The following is an 18,404-nucleotide window of genomic DNA, read 5'->3' on the forward strand; positions in this document are numbered from 1 at the left end:
TCTGTTAGTCTGTTAGTCTGTTAGTCTGTTAGTCTGTTAGTCTGTTAGTCTGTTAGTCTGTTAGTCTGTTAGTCTGTTAGTCTTAAACTTTTTTAAGAAGTAAATTTAAAGAAAAAATTGAAATAATTTATAATAACTATCATTTGTTAGTTATTGCGCTCAGACTATCATCATCCTTACTCTATAATCTTTAATCCACTATCCACACTCTATCATCCATTATCCAAAATCAAACCACTCTGCATCAATTCGCCTCATTTTAGCGGCGCCTCGGCTGCCTGTAAAATATATTTTTCATTTTCATCCAGAGATACATAACCAAAAACATTGCAATGATCAGTTTTCCACAAAATGGAATCCGTAGGCATCGTAAATGTATAAGTTTTGGTGTAACTTGAATTGGCGATTGCAGATGTAGAAATTCGGTCACCAGAAATGGCCGATAACATTTTTAGCAAAACGTGATTGTGTTCGAAGTTTACAATTTTTGGACTTTGATTATTGAGTTGATCGGCAATGATGCCTGATTGTGTGATGCCACAATGTAAGTGGATCGGTTTGTTGATATCTTTTAAAGCTTTTGCATTTAAAGTAACATTCAATTCTCTGGTAGCCTCATTATAAGTTGGTTTGATGGTAAGTTCAAATTCAACTTCTTTGAGTAATTCAGCTTCCACAATTCCTTTCCAACTGTCTGGATTTCCATAGCGGTAACTGATGGCTTGTGTAGAATATAGGCGGTTGATTGCGGCTTCTGGTTTTGCGAGCCAGTCACCTAGAAAATCTTCAATAGACTGAGCATCGGGAAGTCTTAAGTCTACCTGACCTTTAGTAGCAGGTTGTGCAAGAAAGCGCGAATGAATACCAACCAAAACCACATTATTGGGATAAGCATCTGCAATGGCATTGGAAATGGCTATTCCTGCCGGACAATTTACACAAGAGACTCCAGTAAACTCTTCAAGTAAAACAACGCGTTTGGATTCGACTGCGTTGTTATCCGGTAAATTTACGGTTTGCTCCCAATCTGAGCAAGAACTCAAACACAGGGTGAGAATGAAAGACAGAGCGATGACTTTTTTATTTTTCATATTCCTTTGTAATTTGAATCGTTTAAAATGTTGAAGTGATGCTTGCACGTACTCCGCTGAACGCAGGTTCAAGCCTGCAAATACCGCCGGAACATACAATGCCTTCTATTTGTTTTACATAACGTACAGAAAATCGATTTGCTCCTTTGGTATATGCAAATCCTACTGCAGGGTAATTTAATTTTTCCTTTCCTTTAAGTGCCTTGGTATTGTACATATCTGAAACTTCGATCAACCAGTGTGGAGCAAAGCCCAATTCGACCAGGCCATAAAACCAGCTTCCGATATCCTCTTTGTTGTCCATGTATTGTGTTTCGAATCGCAATGAAGTTTTTCGATTGAATTTGTATAAAAATTCTGCAAAGGGTGTAAATGTTTTTACGGTTGGTTCACCGGTTTTGCCATAATAAAGGGATTGATTAAATTCCTGAAGTTGTATGCCACCTGTTAGTTGCCATTTTGATGCACTCTTGTAGATGACTTCCAGGTAGTATTCATTGTAAAATTTTACATCAAAATCTTTGTCCCGGATTTCAGAAGTATTAAATGAAAAATTCCAGTGATCGCCGATGCCATATTTAATGTCAAGCTGGTACCCCATTTCATCCAGGAATTGAGTAGCGGGATAATAATAGGCGTTTAATCTATACGTGTTTATTTTAGCCATAGGCGGGATGTAGCCAATGAGACCTCTGTTTAAACTCAGTGATGGTTCCGCTCTAAAGATCATTCCTTCAGTTCTTTTGACTTCTGCCGTAATCCCTAATTGATTTTTAGAATAACTCAGACTTGAGTATAACACACTTCCTTTTTTATCGACAAGTTTTCCCAAAGCAGTTTGCCCTTTTGGTAAGGTTCTCACCGCATTTGGATCAAAATAGATATCCTTGGGCTTAAAAGCGGCTTCTGCATACCAGGTAAAATCTTTTATATTCAGAGTGTTGAAGATCGTAAATGCGTTGACATTGTAATACGGGTTAAACTGATCGACGGCATCATAGTCTGCAAGAATTGTTGAAAGTTGATTTACAATTTCATCGCCAAAAGTCCTGTTTACAAATCCAATGCCCGGAGAAATGCTCCAAACACTGGTATCATTGGCTTTATAAAAACCAGTTAAATAAACTCCTTTCAGGATGGAATTGTATGATTCAAAAAGATTTTTTTGTTTGCCTGTAAATCCTTTAATGCTCCAGTCATTATTAAGCTTATATTTTCCGCTTACTCCAATCAAAGCATTGTCCAATAATTGAGCGCGTTCTTCATATGCACGGTAAATAATGCCACTACCTATCTGATCGTAGAGGTATCCGGCCTCTATTTCAAATTGGTCCGTTTCTTTACGCACATACCATCTTCCGATGCCATATTCGGTGTATGAACTGACCGGATTGAGCAAATTTGAATTATGAAAAGCATCAAAGCGAATGCCAAAGCTGAAACCAGCATAAGCAGCATTCAGGTCCATCCAGGATTCGCCACCATAAATTTGGTGATCGTACTGTGGAATGTTGAAAGCCCCGATTTGACTGTCTCTGATAAAAACGTTGGCGTTAGCCTGAAAACCACCCCCCTAAAATCAAGGATTCTTGAGATTGTAAGATGCTGATTGTAAAGATGATACAACATAAAGTGATGTGGATATGCCTGTGGTTAATCATTCGTTAAATTGTTTTGAAGGCTCTAAAGTAACGGATTTTTTAAAGACTTTTACATTCATTATTTAATTCTTAATTCTCATGAAATACGTGAATTTATTACTACCTGTCCTTTTCCTCTTTCTTAGCTCTTTTGCATCTTTGGGTAAAGTATTCCCTACGGCGCAACTGAAAACGCTTGATGGAAAAAATATTCAACTCAACGAGAGCTTTGCTAAAAACAAACTAACAGTTGTTAGCTTTTGGGCAACCTGGTGTTCACCATGCAAAAAGGAGCTGGATGCGTTAAAAGATTTATATTCAGAATGGAAACCTATGGGTATCGAATTGGTTGCAATTACAGTAGATGATGCTCAGGCGCTCAATAAAGTAAAACCCATGGTGGCCCAGAAATCCTGGAAATATACCATCCTCTCCGATCAGAACAAAGAAATGATGCGTGCCCTTAACTTTCAATCAATACCTCAGACCTTCGTGGTTGATGCAAAAGGAAATATCCTTTATACCCATGCCGGATATACTCCTGGTGATGAATACGAATTGGACAAAAAACTGAGAAGTTTGCTAAAATAAGAGCTGTCCGATTTCAATAAGGATTTACCCGGCAATTAAAACTTGACTATTGTCTCAGCGTAGTTTATGGACGACGTACGCTGAGCGTGGCCTTCAGACTTCGCGCGTGTGATAGCAAATCTCAGATTTGCAAACGGATGCTGAAAGGAATCAGCACATCATGAGAGCTGTTAACAAACTATTTTAGCTAAAAAGGATATGGCTCGTTTTGAAAGCGAAGTTTCCCTTTCATCCCAACACTTTCCGCATTGAAATTATTTGCTCTTCAATTGGTAATCCAGTATTGTAGGATGGAGATTACGCCGAGCAGTTTTCTAAATTCCTCAAAGTCATCAAAGCTGATCACAGGTCCTCATATTAATCCTGCAAATCTTGTATAAATAGGTTCATTATTAGCAATTTAGGCCATTTTTTCTCATCCGAATTGTATATCTTTGGGCTCTTTTTAAAATAAGATTATGCCAACACAGCAAGGAGATTATAGTGCATCGAGTATTCAGGCCCTGGAAGGATTGGAAGCGGTCAGGCGGAGGCCTGGAATGTATATCGGAAGTACCGATGTAAAAGGTTTGCATCATCTTGTTTGGGAAGTCATAGATAATTCTATCGACGAACATTTGGCCGGCCATTGCAGCCATATTCTGGTGAGCATTTTACCAGACAACAGCATTAAGGTCGAAGACAATGGTCGGGGTATACCTGTAGACATACACCCTAAGCTTAAGAAATCTGCTCTTGAAGTGGTTATGACCGTTTTGCACGCAGGTGGAAAGTTTGATAAAGACTCTTATAAAGTTTCCGGAGGTCTGCATGGGGTAGGGGTTTCTTGTGTAAATGCACTCTCGTCTTATGTGCGCGTAGAGGTGAGAAGAGAGGGTAAGGTATATATGCAGGAATACGAACGCGGCAAGCCGGTTGCAGACGTAGCAATGATCGGCGAATCTTCATCCAGGGGAACAACGGTGATCTTCAAGCCCGATCACGAGATCTTTGAAACCCTGATTTATCATTTTGATACCCTTGCTCAGCGATTGCGCGAGCTTTCTTTCCTCAATAGTGGACTCACCATCTTTCTCAAAGACGAAAGAGAAGGCCAACAACACGAAGAAACATTTCATTCTGAAGGCGGCTTAAGAGAATTTGTAAAATATATCGACCAGGGCAGAACGGCTCTTACTGAGGATGTCATCTACATCACCGGAAAAGAAGAAAATGTCGAAGTTGAAATCGCCTTGGTATACAACAATGGTTTTCAGGAAAACCTGCTATCCTATGTAAACAATATTTATACGCGCGAAGGAGGAACACATGTGAGTGGATTCAGAAGGGCGCTTGCCAGAGTTTTTAAGCAGTATGGAGATCAATATGGTTTTTTTACCAAGCTTAAAATGGAAATAAGTGGTGAAGATTTCAGAGAAGGACTTACCGGAATTATTTCCGTTAAAGTCCAGGAGCCTCAGTTCAAAGGTCAAACCAAAGGTGAACTCGGTAATTCTGAAGTCGTTGGTATTGTTTCTCGTATCGTAGGTGATGCTTTGATGGCTTTTCTCGAACAAAATCCTAAGGAATCCAGAAGAATCATTGATAAAATAATATTAGCAGCTACTGCACGCCATGCGGCGCGTAAAGCCCGTGAAATGGTGCAGCGCAAAAATATATTGACCGGAAGCGGATTGCCCGGGAAACTTGCAGATTGTGCATCCAAATCAGCTGCTGAATCTGAATTATTTTTGGTAGAGGGAGATTCGGCGGGCGGTACTGCCAAACAAGGACGCAACCGACATTTTCAGGCCATACTCCCATTGCGTGGTAAAATTTTAAATGTTGAGAAAGCACTGGAATATAAAATTTACGAAAACGAGGAGATCAAGAATATATTTACTGCATTAGGTGTGCATATTTTTGAGGATTCTGAAGGCGATCGCAGGCTCAATATCGAAAAACTTCGCTATCATAAAATTGTGATCATGTGCGACGCCGACGTCGATGGAAGTCACATTACAACCCTGATCCTGACTTTCTTTTACAGATACATGCCCGAATTGATTACAAATGGATACTTGTACATTGCCAGACCACCTCTTTACTTGGTAAAAAAAGGTAAAGAAGCCAAATATGCATGGAATGAAAAAGAACGGTTAGAAATCGTTGCAGAAATTGGCAAAGGAAAAGAAGACAGTGTGCACATCCAGCGTTACAAAGGTTTGGGTGAAATGAACTCCGAAGAACTCTGGGACACGACGATGAATCCCGTTACCAGAACCTTAAGTAAGGTTACTGTCGACGATGCATCGACTGCAAGTTATTATTTCAGTATACTTATGGGTGACGATGTTCCTCCGCGTCGGGCGTTCATCGAAACACATGCGGTTTACGCGAATATTGATGTGTAGTTGGCAGCTAAGAAGCCTAAAGCTAAAAGCCTAAAGCAGGACTGTTCATTTACTGGCTTGTAGAAAGTAGTCTGAAAGTCTGGAAGTCTGATAGTCCGAATGATTATTTTTAGTTGATGATGAACTTTATTGAATATTATTATTTTCGACAAACCAACAACCAACAACCAACAACTAACAACAAGCAACTAACACCGTGGAAAATTTATTCCAAAAACTAACAACGCAGCTGAGCGTAGTCTTCAGACTCCGCTCGAGTGATAGGAAAACTCTGTTTTCCAAACGAATTATAAATTGTAGTTATTTTCATTTTGTTCTCACACCAATTCTATCAACCAACAACTAACATCTATCAACTAACAACCAACATCTAGCAACTAACACCGTGGAAGATTTATTTAAAAAACTAACAGCACATTGTAAAGAATACGGATTCATTTATCCCTCATCTGAAATTTACGACGGACTCAGCGCCGTTTATGATTACGGTCCGAATGGAATAGCTTTAAAGAACAACATCAAAGAGTATTGGTGGAAAAGTATGGTGCAGATGCATCAGAACATCGTCGGACTGGATGCTGCGATTTTTATGCACCCAAAAACTTGGAAGGCTTCCGGGCATGTTGACGCATTCAATGATCCGTTGGTCGACAATAAAGATTCCAAAAAGAGATATAGGGCGGATCAATTGATCGAAGACCATGTCGATAAATTGACTGCTAAATTGGAGAAAGAAGTTGAAAAAGCGCGCAATCGATTTGGGGAGAGTTTTGATGAAAGCCTTTATAGACAAACCAACCCACGAGTTCTAGAAATTCAGGCAAAGGCTGATCAAATAAGCAAAAGATTGGCAGATGCCATGACTGCAGGTGATATGCCTGGCTTAAAACAGTTGATTGAAGATTGTGAAATTGTTGATCCGGATACCGGTTCTAGAAACTGGACGGAAGTGAGACAGTTTAATCTGATGTTCAATACGCAGTTGGGAAACATCGCTGGAGAAGAGGGTAAATTGTATTTAAGACCGGAAACAGCACAGGGCATTTTTGTCAACTTTTTAAATGTTTCAAAAACAAGCAGACAAAAAATTCCATTTGGAATTGCACAAATAGGAAAGGCTTTCCGTAATGAAATTGTCGCGCGTCAGTTTATTTTCCGCATGCGCGAATTTGAACAAATGGAAATGCAGTTTTTCGTAAAGCCGGGTGACGAAATGAAGTGGTATAAACATTGGAAAGAAAAGCGGATGAACTGGCATCTTGCTTTGGGCACGAGTTCATCCAAACTCAAATTCCACGATCACGATAATCTAGCGCATTATGCGAATGCAGCCGTAGATATCCAATTTGAATTTCCATTTGGATTTAAAGAATTGGAGGGCATCCATTCGCGCACCGACTTTGATTTAAAAAGCCATCAGGAACTGTCCGGAAAAAAACTGCAGTATTTCGATCCGGAGCTCAATGAAAACTACATTCCATATGTAGTTGAAACATCTATTGGCTGCGACCGGATGTTTTTGGCAATGTTGAGCGATGCCTATAAAGAAGAGGAAGTGCCGGATGCAGAGGGAGAAGCCTCAACGCGGGTAGTATTAAAATTGCATCCCGTTTTAGCTCCTGTTAAATGCGCTATTCTACCCTTATTGAAAAACAAACCGGAATTGGTAGAAAAAGCAAGGAATATCTTTGAAACCCTTCGATTTAGTTTTCAATGTCAGTATGACGAGAAAGACGCGATCGGCCGCCGATACCGCAGACAAGATGCTATTGGTACACCTTATTGTGTGACGATTGATTTCGATACCTTGCAAGATGATACGGTTACGCTTCGCGATCGGGATAGTCTGAAGCAGGAACGGGTTTCCATCCAAGACATAGAAAGTAAAATTATGGAGAAGATTTCTTGGCGGAAATTATTGTGAGGCTTGTAGGCTTGTAGGCTTGTAGGCTTGTAGGCTTGTAGGCTTGTAGAGAGTAACACTTGCTAACGTGTGTTAGTTTCATAATTTTAAACTATTTTTAGAATATTGACTTTATTAAAGAATATTACTTTGAGCTCCCGACATCATTAAGTTATTGTCAATAAAAGACTTCTTCTGTCGGGATGACTATTAACCCTTGACCCTTGCTCATATCACATAGGGACAAAATATTGATAAAAAAGGTAGAAGAACACCTCACCGTGTGCCGTAGGTACGCTACATGGAGTACGGAGTCTCGACATGAAGAAATTTTAAGTAAATGGGTGGTGATACTGTCGGGAAGATTAAAGATATATTATACTAAAGAACGTATGATATAAATTGCAATTTCTTATATTGACTCTTAACCCTTTACCATTGACTCCTGGTACACAGATATAGAGGCTTTATTTTCTTTTCCAGAATTCTATATTAGAATGCCCCTTAAAGCTTTTGACAGTATAATTTAACTAACAAATGTTAGTTTTTCATTTTACTGTGGAACCAAAATGGGTTTATCTATAATTCAATATCAGGGATATCCCAACACTTCCCATCCACCCAACACAAATTCGTTGGTGTTTGATGACTGATCTGTTGATATTGTTCTTTGCGGTTTTCAGATTCCGGAACATATCCATGTCCCTTACCGGATTTCATACCTAAGATGGGCGCTAAGACCAATCCAACCAAACAAGTGAGTTTGATGAGAATATTCATGGACGGACCGGAAGTATCTTTGAAAGGATCTCCAACAGTATCTCCAATGACGGCTGCTTTATGAGGTTCTGAACCTTTGTGGTAAACTTGTCCGTCGATCATAACGCCTGCTTCAAATGATTTTTTAGCATTATCCCAGGCACGGCCCAAACCACCCCGCTTACGCACACTCCGGCCATATAAGCGCCCAAAGCTTCAGGGCCCATTACAAATCCTATAATGATGGGCGATATCAAAGTGATCGCTCCGGGTAAAATCATTTGTTGTAAAGCTGCTTTCGTAGAAATTTCAACACAACGTCCGTATTCAGGAGTAGCTGTGCCTTCCATGATACCGGGTATTTCTCTGAACTGGCGACGAACTTCATTCACCATATCCATTGCTGCTGTTCCCACAGATCGCATGGCAAGTGCAGAAAACACAACGGGAATCATCCCTCCAACAAAGAGAGCGGCCAATACATCTGCTTTGAAAATATTGATACCGTCAATACCTGTAAAAGTCACATAAGCTGCAAACAATCCTAAGGCGGTCAAAGCTGCAGAGGCAATTGCAAAGCCTTTACCTATAGCTGCAGTAGTATTTCCTACAGAATCGAGTATATCTGTGCGAACTCTTACTTCTTTAGGTAATTCCGCCATTTCGGCGATCCCTCCTGCATTGTCTGCAATGGGTCCAAATGCATCAACTGCCAATTGCATGGCAGTAGTTGCCATCATAGCAGAAGCTGCAATCGCAACACCATAAAAACCTGCCAATGAATAACTGATCCAGATGGCAGCAGCAAAAATGAGCACCGCAAAGGCCGTACTCATCATACCATTGCTCAAACCTCCAATGATGTTTGTGGCAGCTCCGGTTCCTGATTTTTGAACGATATCATTGACCGGACCTCTTCCAAGCCCCGTATAATATTCGGTGAGGTATGAAATGGCTGTTCCGACAAATAAACCAACAAGGACAACATAAAAGACTTGTAAGGAAGTCACATCCTGAATGCCTATTCCGAAAAAATTCATTTTCATGGTGGCAGGCAACATCCATTGGATACAGAAATAAGAAGCGATAGCTGTTAAAGCCATTGCAACCCAGTTACCCATATTCAGTGCATTTTGAACTTGTTGTTCTTTTGCACTTTCATCTTTTATATTTACGAAGAATGTTCCAATAATAGAAAATATCAAACCTATACATGCAATGAACATGGGTAAGAGTATCGGTCCCAGACCCCTGAAAGCATCGGTAGCGCTAATGTCGCCACCCATATCGCGTATGACATAATTTCCAAGAACCATTGCAGCCAAAACTGTGGCCACGTATGAACCAAACAAATCAGCACCCATACCAGCAACGTCTCCAACATTGTCGCCAACATTATCAGCAATCGTGGCAGGATTGCGCGGATCGTCTTCCGGGATACCTTTTTCAACTTTTCCTACCAAGTCAGCACCCACATCAGCAGCTTTGGTATATATACCACCTCCAACTCTTGCAAACAGTGCAATGGATTCTGCACCCAGGGAGAATCCGGCGAGGATTTCCAGGATCACCGTCATCACTTCACCGGCGGCTAAGTTCACGCCTTTTACCTCGGCTCCGGACCAACTTCCACCCATGAAATTGTAAAACAGAAAAGCAAATAAAACACTCAAACCCAAAACAGCCAAACTGGCCACTCCGAGACCCATCACGGTACCCCCTTTGAAAGAAACATTTAATGCTTTAACCAAAGAACTTCTTGCAGCTTGGGTAGTCCTGACGTTTGCACGCGTGGCAACCTTCATTCCAATAAATCCGGCAATTACAGAAAATAGAGCACCAATGATAAAAGCAACCACGATGGTCCAATGCGTTGTGGGTACCATAAAACTCAGAAATCCAAGTAAACCACCAGCTACAACGACATATATTGCAAGTACCCGGTACTCTGCTTTAAGAAAGCCATGGCACCTTCTGCGATGTTGTTGGAGATAAATTTCATCTTTTCATTTCCTGAATCCTGTTTAGAGACCCAATTATACAAGTAGGCCATGTAAAGGAGTCCGATGATTCCAAATGCGGGTAAATAGTAAATGAGGTTTTCCATTATTTTTTGAATTAGGCGGCACAAAAGTATAAAGAAATGAGAAAACAGCCCATCAAACTGGCTTTTTTATAATTATCTATTTGTTATTCAGTTGTTTATATTGGGATAAAGCTAAATAAAATATCAATTTAATCTCACTGCTGTGATCCGGAATGCCTTTCCAGTGTTTACTAGTTATGGAGAGTTCGAAACAAATCTATTTGTTTTATGATGGCGAATGTCTATTATGCTCAAAATTATGCAGTTGGCTTCGCAAAAGGGATAAAAACCAAAAATTTTTGATGTTTACCCTTTCGGATTTTAAAAACGGAAAAATCAGCCTTCCATTACATGTAAAAATGGAGGATTTTCCGGATTCGGTTTTGTTGTATAAGTCTGGAAAATGGTTTTTTGCCTCAGAGGCCATTATACAAACGGGCCTGGGACTCGGAGGAATACATAAGCTTATTATTTTGGCCTATATTATTCCAAAATGGCTGCGCGATGCGGTTTATAATTATATCGCAAAAAACAGATATAAGTGGTTTGGTAAAAGGAATCAATGTGACATGAAAGTAAGAACTTAAATAATTTAATCTGCGCAAAATCCGCGCAAATCTGCGGGAAACAAAGGGAAGCTGAATCTATTCTCAATCTTCAATATTAAGTTCCTTCCAAATACGGTCACAATTTGAAAATAATTGACATCTACGAAACAATTCGTAGTATATTTGTGTTGGTAAATTGAATAATTGAGCACAGCGGTCGCATATTTGTTAAAGCTTTTATAAACTTTGGCAGTTTGCATAATCGTTTTGCCAGGATTATTGTTAGATATGTTATTTACAAAATGAAGAAGAAGATGAATTCAAAAAGAAATTGGTTTTTATTACTGCCGATATTGGTTCTCGTATTTTATTTCACCGGAAATTGCCGCCAGCCTCAACACGAGCCGACTTCCAAGGAAAGCCACTTGTTAAAACTGATCTATGAAAGTTCGCAAAGATTTCATTATGCTCCGCCAGTGGTCGATGATGCTTTTTCAGAAAAAGCTTTTAAGGATTTTTTAGACAACATGGATCTGGGAAAAAGATTTTATACCCATAAGGACGTCAAACAATTAGAAAAATATAAAAAGGATCTGGATGATCATTTTAAAGAAGGAAAAGTTGAATTCTTTGATTTGGCATTGCAGTTGCTCGATCAGGGAATTGCTAATTCAGAATCTTACTATAAAGAAGTCATCGGTATGCCTTTTGATTTTACAAAAGACGAAGAATTCGAATTTGATTCAGACAAACGATCCTGGCCTGCTGATGAAAAAGCAATGAAGGATTACTGGCGCAGGTCTGTTAAACACGAAAAACTGAATCGCTATTTTGATGAATTAGCCGCTTTGGAAAAAGAAAACAAAAAAAGACCTGATGATTCCATACGAATGGAAATTGATAAAGCTGTAAAAGATAATTTAGACGGATTTTTTGATCGCCTGCGACAAGTAAGGAGATCAGACCGATTTGAATTATTTGTAAATACTTTTATCCATTTATACGATCCTCACACAGATTATCTGAATCCTAAAGAAAAGGAAGATTTTAATATTAACATGTCTGGAAAACTGGAAGGAATCGGTGCGCGATTACAAACAGAAAGAGAGTATACAAAAGTATCTTCCATTGTTCCGGGTGGTCCTGCCGGCCGGCAGGGTGAGCTCGAAGCCAATGATATCATCATGGGTGTTCAACAGGATGGTAAAGATGAAGTTGACATAAAAGGCATGAGAATTGACGATGTGGTTAGTAAAATAAGGGGGAAGAAAGGAACAAAAGTCACATTAAAAGTAAAAAAACAAGGCGGCGAAGTGAAATCCATTACCATCGTTCGCGATGAAGTGATTATGGATGAAGGATTTGCCAAATCAGCGATGTTAAAGCTCGATGGGATCCAGGAGAAAGTTGGGTTCATTCGATTGCCCCGATTCTATGCAGATTTCAACGATGCCAACAGTCCATCGGCGGCAAAAGATATTGCTGAAGAAATTGCCAAGTTAAAAGCAGAAGGTGCGGAAAGTATTATTCTCGATTTGCGAAATAACGGTGGTGGTTCTTTACAAGAAGTTGTAGATATGTCGGGCTTGTTTATTCCTGAAGGTCCCGTCGTTCAAGTGAGAGATAAAAAAGGTGCAAGAGCTTACAATGATCCGGATCCAAAAGTGCATTTTGATGGTCCATTAGTAATCCTTGTGAATTCAAACAGTGCCTCAGCTTCCGAAATCATCAGTGCCTGTCTTCAGGATTATAAAAGAGCAATTATTGTCGGGGGTGAACCTACGTTTGGCAAAGGAACAGTTCAACAATTCAGAAATTTAGACCAGCTTACTCCCTATGCAAATATGAGACCGCTGGGCGAAATGAAAGTCACCATACAAAAGTATTATCGCGTCAATGGAGGTTCCGTTCAATTAAAAGGTGTTGATCCGGATATTCTATTACCCGATACCTATAGTTATATCATCAATGGAGAAAAAGAATACGATCATCCACTCCAGTATGATGTGATTGAAAAACAGAATTACAATCAAAATGTATTTGTAGTAAAAAACCTCGAGGATTTACGCAAAAAAAGCAATGAACGCGTAAAAGAGAATCAAACATTTAAGCTCATCGACGAAAACGCAAAACGCCTGGCCAAAACCAGAGAAGAAACCGTCATACCACTTGAATATAAAAAATACAAAGCCTGGTATGATAAAAGAAATGAAGATGCCAAAAAGTTTGAGAAAATTCTCGACAACCCTATCCAGGGTTTGATCTGCGAAAATCTAAAATCAGATATGGCATATATCAATGCAGACTCTTCGAGGATTGCACGCAATGAAGATTTTCTTAAAAATCTTTCCAAAGATATTTATGTAGCAGAGTCCATCAACATACTCAGGGACCTGCGCAAGTAACAATTCCAAAATCAGTATTATTCGGGCTCAATGTTGTTTTGACATTGGGCCTTTTTAGTTGGTAGTTGATAGATGTTAGATGTTAGTTGTTGGAGGATTTCAAGCTTAAGATGAAAGCTATTTTATAACCAGCTCTGCGTATCCCGCTTTATTCGTGCAAAATCTACACGCCAAATTTTTTCAAAGCGGGATACGCTGGAGCGATAGGAAAACTCCGTTTTCCGGACGGAAGTTAAATCGGAGATCTATCTCATCAAATTGAAAACAAATAACATCCTCCCGATACGGAATGGGTTGAAACCCATTCCTATTCATATTAAGATTTAAAATTCAACTTACCACAGGTTCAATTTAACTTTTCGTTATTGGGTTTTAGGGTATCAACCCGGCTGAAGCCGGCAATGTATAAATGAGATTTATGTAACATGAAAATTTCAATTTATGAAATAGACGACAAACGGATGAATCTTTCAAATCAACATCGATCTCCTAACAACTAACAACTAACAACTTCTTTCCCGATGCGGAATGGGTTGAAACCCATTCCTATTCATATTTAGATTTAAAATTCAACTTACTACAGGTTCAATTTAACTTTTCGTTATTGGATTTCAGGTTATCAACCCGGCTGAAGCCGGCAATGTATAAATGAGATTTACGTAACATGAAAATTTCAATTTATGAAATAGATGATAAACGGATGAATCTTTCAAATCAACATCGAACTCCTAACCACCAACAACTAACAACTATCAACTTCTTTCCCAATGCGGAATGGGTTGAAACCCATTCCTATTCATATAAAGATTTAAAATTCAACTTACCACAGGTTCAATTTAACTTTTCGTTATTGAGTTTCAGGGTATCAACCCGGCTGAAGCCGGCAGTGTTTAATAACAAACCAACAACGAACAAACTCTCCTATCTATCTGGCCTTCAACTTCTGCGCATATTCAAAAATGGAATAGGCTTTGGTTGTATCTCCATTTTTTAAATATGCCAGACTGAGGAATTTCAAATTTTCTTCACTTATGGAATCCAGTGTAAAACTTTTACTGAGGTATTCAATGGCTTTAGGAAAATTATTGAGATTAATATAAGCGGCTCCGGCATTCGTATATGCTTTTGCAAATTTGGGATCTTGTTGAATGGCCTGATCGCAGATTTTAATAGCTTCTTCATTATCTCCTTTGTTTAAATAAACGACACATAAATTCGAAACGCCTTCCACATCCGATTTATTTAAGGCGATATATCTTTTGTAATCTACAATAGCAGAGTCGTATTTATTTTCAATGAAATAGGATGAAGCCCTGTTTTTGTAGGCTAGTGCATAATTGGGGTCCAGGCTCAGACATTTGTTAAAATCAGCGTAAGCTTTTTCGTGTTGTCCCATTCTGGCATAAACAGAACCTCTGCCATTAAATGCTTCTTCATATTCGGGTTTGTATTGTAATGCAGTGCCGTAGGAAGTCAAAGCAAAACTATCTTTATTGAGATTAAAATAAATGACGCCCATATTGTAATACACTTCCGCATCAATCACATTGTATTTTAATGAGGTTTGATAATGTTGCAAAGCCTTTTCCAGCTGGCCCTGTTGTTGATAAAGATAAGCCCGGTTGGTATATGCTTTGGCTCCCGGATAGGATCGTATAGCATTGTCCCATAAGCTTCCGGTGTTCTGCCAGGTCGTTGCATGTTTGTAAGTTAATCCCGTACAAATAAGACCTGCGCCGATCACCAAACCATATGCTAAGTTCTTCTTTTGTGAGAGCATTTTTTCTAAGCACCAGCTGAATACAAAGAACAAACCTATGTAGGGAACGTAAGTATAGCGTTCGGCTATGATCGCACTACCGACCAAAAATAATTGCAAGACTAAAAATAAATTGACCAAATAAAATGCAAAACCAAAAGTTACTTCGCGATTCTGTTTCCATGTTTTGTATGACCAATAAGAGGATAATAAAAAAACGATCGGTCCAATATAATAAGCTGTTTTGAGTCCCTCATTAATAGGAGGCAGGGGATAAAAAGCAGTTAGCCCTATAGGTAAAAACATTTTGTAGATATACATCATGTATCCATAAAAGGGAAAAAATATCCTTGTGTCCCAGGTATAAAATTCTGAAGTGGGTGTTGCTCCCGCACTGGTTTGGGCATGAAGAGTCAGGTATAAAAAGAATGCAGCAATGAGTCCAAACGGAATTTTATCTTTAATGATCGAGAAACTAAATGGCCGATTTCTATAAAAGTCCAATGTGAAAAGGACTGCAGGAAAAATAATCGCAGCTGGCTTGGACATGATGGATAGACAGAAGAAAAGAAAGCAATACCAATAGTTCCTCTTCGAATTTAGATCGATATATTTTAAATATTGAATGAATCCCAATAAAAAGAAAAAAGTATAAAGCACATCTTTGCGTTCTGAAACCCAGGCTACTGATTCGACATGCATGGGATGCACGCCAAAAAATAATGCTACACTGAATGCAATAAATATTTTTCCGGGAAGCAATCCATTTATAAATTTAAAAACAAGAAACACATTCGCGAGGTGGAATAAAACATTGACCAGATGATAACTGAATGGATTCAATCCGGAGATCGCATAATTAAATGCTAGACTGATCATGGTCAATGGATGATAATTTCCTTGAACCGGGGTTGTAAAAAATTTTAAAAAGTTTGAAAAATTATGAATCAGTGGATTGTTGCTGGCATAGTCCTGGTCGTCCCAGTTGACGAATTCGGCACTTAACGATGGAATATAACCAATGAATGTTAAGGCAATTGCAAGGGCTGGAAGCAGCCTTGTAATTTGGATCCTGGATTCAAAGAAGGAAGTTGCACCACGAACAAGTTCATTTTGTGCAACAGGCTTGGTTTGCTTCGTTTTGGTTTTCTTTTCTTCTTTCATATACTTAAGTCTATTCCTATTTTGTTACTGCAAAATAGATTATTTTTTGATGAATGGTCCAATAATTTTCAAATTGTTATGCCAATCAATAATATACTTACTATAAAGTTAATGTCAGAAGTATTCTCGTTTGTTTCTCAATAGATTTCTTCAAATGATTACAAAAAATATATTCTTACAGTGTTCATATTGTAATTATCGAAAAGAAATGTAAATCCTTAAAGCGATCACTTCCCCCCTTTCTTTATATAATCAATAATCACACTCCTGATATCATTTGTCAGTGCATTTTTATCTTTCGGATCAGCTTCGCTTAAAATTTTGATTTCCGGATTTTGGCGTGTAAGAAAATCGAGGCCTTTTTCTTTTCCCGTCATTAGAAAATCATTAATGACAAGCTTATACCAAGCTTCATCTTTTAAGAGTTCTGTACCAACAAACCATTGATCATTTGAATTTTGAGTCAATCGATATCGTTGTAGATAGCCGCCTGAACCTTTATTCTTTTCTCCAACATTTAGTACGTTTCTGAGCAAAGATCCTTTTATACTCACTAAAAGGACTGAACCTCCATAAGGCAATGACCTGAGAATATCGTATTGTGATAAACTACCGCTCAACATGTCGTCTACGCGGATGCCTCCTGAATTTAGGATGGCCGCATCAGCTCCGGAATAAGCTGCCAACATGGATTTGGCAATTAATTCACCAAACGGGCATTGATTATTTCGCGTCGTTTGTTCTCTTGCATCATAAGGAGTTGAAAGTTTCATCAAAACTTCATCGGGTTCAAATCCCATTTCGCGGATGATTTTATATTCTATGGATTTCCATTGGGTAACCAGGTTTTGAACTTCGGGATCTAATACAATATGTTCATCTAATTTGACAAGTTCAGATTTTAAAGTAAATGATTTCTTGTTGGTGTTGAAATGGACTTTGTGAAGATAGGCTGTTTTTGCATTGGCATCCGCTTTGGTCATCACCGTTTTCCAATTTCATATTTCATATTTTCGTGCTCGTGTCCGCCCAATATCAAATTAATTTCAGGATATTTTTTAGCCATGGCTAAATCGTCTTCTTTATTGAGATGGCTGAGTGAAATGATAAAATCAACGCTGTCTTTGATGATTTTTAATTGTTGTTCAGTACTTGTATAAATATCTTCGTAATACACAAAATCAGTTTTATTGGCAGGCAAACAAGGGGCTACAAATCCAATGCGAATCGTCTTTCCTTTTGCATTAGAAAATCTGATTATTTTATTTTTTGGGATGGACCGTGTATTTCCATTCTGCTGGATGGTAAATGGGGCTTTTTGTCCGTTGTTTACCTGCAAAACATTCGAGGAGACCCAATCAAATTTCGATTCGTTGAGCCGCTTTTGAAGGGAGGCCATATCAATATCAAATTCATGGTTTCCAAAGGTCGCAAGGTCCAATCCTAATAAGTTTAAGGCTTCAACCATTTGTTTTCCGCGGATGCGTTCGCCTTCCCATTTGAGCGTGCCCAATAAACTCGGACTGAGGAAGTCACCGGCAAGAACAGTATAGGTATTTGGAAAATCTTTGAGTACTTTTTTTCTTAAACTGGCAATCCTTGCTGCGCCCCCAATTTTTCCATTTTCAAGAGGAGCAATTTCGTAAAAATCATTAATCTGAATGATGGCAAAGGAAACGATTTCATCATTTGAAGTGTGATTTAAATTTTTTGAACCGGAACAAGCAGTAATTAACAACGCAGGAATCAAAATGTAGCTTAGCAGAAATGAAAAATTACTGACTCGGTTAAATGAGAACATTGGACATTTCATAAATCAATATAAATTGTTAAGGTTGTTGAATAATTGTGGCTTAAAGATACTACACTTCAAGTAGCACACATAAGAGGTCCTATTAACTTGAGTGGTTTGTAACTTTAACACTTATTCAGGCAGCCAAACTCGCAAAACGAGTGTCTGTAAGGAGATTGTTGTATATTTAGCGAGTCTAAAATAAAGAAGATGTTATTAAACAAAATCCCGTATATTTTTAATAGAGCTCTTTTATCCGCTCAGTCTTTTTCT

The 18,404-nt window shown here is 38.7% G+C and carries 10 protein-coding genes and 1 pseudogene; 5 read left to right on the forward strand and 6 right to left on the reverse strand.

Annotated features, from left to right (window positions below; all coding sequences use genetic code 11):
• Positions 1-254 precede the first annotated feature (254 nt).
• Together IPM92_11205 and IPM92_11210 are read right to left on the reverse strand one after the other, a co-directional pair.
• Positions 255-1,091: an Omp28-related outer membrane protein gene (locus IPM92_11205; GenBank protein ID MBK9108903.1), complete on the reverse strand. Its 837-nt coding sequence runs from the start codon at positions 1,089-1,091 to the stop codon at positions 255-257.
• A 22-nt stretch (positions 1,092-1,113) separates the two neighbouring features.
• Positions 1,114-2,559 (reverse strand): hypothetical protein, encoded by a 1,446-nt coding sequence (locus IPM92_11210; protein ID MBK9108904.1) that lies wholly within the window; start codon positions 2,557-2,559, stop codon positions 1,114-1,116.
• 271 nt (positions 2,560-2,830) lie between these two features.
• Between IPM92_11210 and IPM92_11215 the strand changes: the two genes are divergently transcribed.
• From IPM92_11215 to IPM92_11225, 3 genes are all read left to right on the forward strand, one after another.
• Positions 2,831-3,322, forward strand: coding sequence for a TlpA family protein disulfide reductase (locus IPM92_11215; protein MBK9108905.1), 492 nt, complete (start codon positions 2,831-2,833; stop codon positions 3,320-3,322).
• A gap of 458 nt (positions 3,323-3,780) precedes the next feature.
• A complete protein-coding gene (gene gyrB / locus IPM92_11220; GenBank protein MBK9108906.1) occupies positions 3,781-5,715 on the forward strand; it encodes a DNA topoisomerase (ATP-hydrolyzing) subunit B in 1,935 nt (644 codons plus the stop codon).
• Between the two features lie 385 nt (positions 5,716-6,100).
• Positions 6,101-7,639 carry a glycine--tRNA ligase gene (locus IPM92_11225; GenBank protein ID MBK9108907.1) on the forward strand — a complete coding sequence of 513 codons (1,539 nt, stop codon included), beginning with the start codon at positions 6,101-6,103 and terminating at the stop codon, positions 7,637-7,639.
• A gap of 558 nt (positions 7,640-8,197) precedes the next feature.
• Here the strand turns inward: IPM92_11225 and IPM92_11230 are convergent.
• Positions 8,198-10,484 (reverse strand): annotated as a pseudogene (locus IPM92_11230) (sodium-translocating pyrophosphatase).
• Positions 10,485-10,660: 176 nt separating this feature from the next.
• Here IPM92_11230 and IPM92_11235 point away from each other — a divergent pair.
• Both IPM92_11235 and IPM92_11240 read left to right on the forward strand, forming a co-directional pair.
• Complete coding sequence (locus tag IPM92_11235) at positions 10,661-11,050, forward strand: DUF393 domain-containing protein (GenBank protein ID MBK9108908.1); 390 nt, start codon at positions 10,661-10,663, stop codon at positions 11,048-11,050.
• Between the two features lie 275 nt (positions 11,051-11,325).
• On the forward strand, positions 11,326-13,416 hold the full coding sequence (locus tag IPM92_11240) for a carboxy terminal-processing peptidase (protein MBK9108909.1): 2,091 nt from the start codon (positions 11,326-11,328) through the stop codon (positions 13,414-13,416).
• A 925-nt stretch (positions 13,417-14,341) separates the two neighbouring features.
• Here IPM92_11240 and IPM92_11245 read toward each other — a convergent pair.
• The 3 genes from IPM92_11245 to IPM92_11255 all read right to left on the reverse strand — a co-directional run bounded on the left by IPM92_11245 (position 14,342) and on the right by IPM92_11255 (position 18,089).
• A complete protein-coding gene (locus IPM92_11245) occupies positions 14,342-16,339 on the reverse strand; it encodes a tetratricopeptide repeat protein (GenBank protein MBK9108910.1) in 1,998 nt (665 codons plus the stop codon).
• Positions 16,340-16,566: 227 nt separating this feature from the next.
• Positions 16,567-17,325, reverse strand: a complete 759-nt coding sequence (locus tag IPM92_11250; protein MBK9108911.1) for a 5'-nucleotidase C-terminal domain-containing protein — start codon at positions 17,323-17,325, stop codon at positions 16,567-16,569.
• Positions 17,322-18,089, reverse strand: coding sequence for a metallophosphoesterase (locus IPM92_11255; GenBank protein ID MBK9108912.1), 768 nt, complete (start codon positions 18,087-18,089; stop codon positions 17,322-17,324). Before IPM92_11255 ends, IPM92_11250 begins: the two co-directional genes overlap by 4 nt.
• Positions 18,090-18,404: the final 315 nt, after the last annotated feature.

This window comes from Saprospiraceae bacterium (assembly GCA_016719615.1).
Taxonomy (GTDB): domain Bacteria; phylum Bacteroidota; class Bacteroidia; order Chitinophagales; family Saprospiraceae; genus Vicinibacter.

What these genes read in the sequence shown, in the direction of transcription:
- IPM92_11205 (MBK9108903.1), bottom strand. Translation starts at nt 1,091, where the DNA reads ATGAAAAATAAAAAAGTCATCGCTCTGTCTTTCATTCTCACCCTGTGT.
- IPM92_11210 (MBK9108904.1), bottom strand. Translation starts at nt 2,559, where the DNA reads ATGGACCTGAATGCTGCTTATGCTGGTTTCAGCTTTGGCATTCGCTTT.
- IPM92_11215 (MBK9108905.1), top strand. Translation starts at nt 2,831, where the DNA reads ATGAAATACGTGAATTTATTACTACCTGTCCTTTTCCTCTTTCTTAGC.
- gyrB (MBK9108906.1), top strand. Translation starts at nt 3,781, where the DNA reads ATGCCAACACAGCAAGGAGATTATAGTGCATCGAGTATTCAGGCCCTG.
- IPM92_11235 (MBK9108908.1), top strand. Translation starts at nt 10,661, where the DNA reads ATGGAGAGTTCGAAACAAATCTATTTGTTTTATGATGGCGAATGTCTA.
- IPM92_11240 (MBK9108909.1), top strand. Translation starts at nt 11,326, where the DNA reads ATGAATTCAAAAAGAAATTGGTTTTTATTACTGCCGATATTGGTTCTC.
- IPM92_11245 (MBK9108910.1), bottom strand. Translation starts at nt 16,339, where the DNA reads ATGAAAGAAGAAAAGAAAACCAAAACGAAGCAAACCAAGCCTGTTGCA.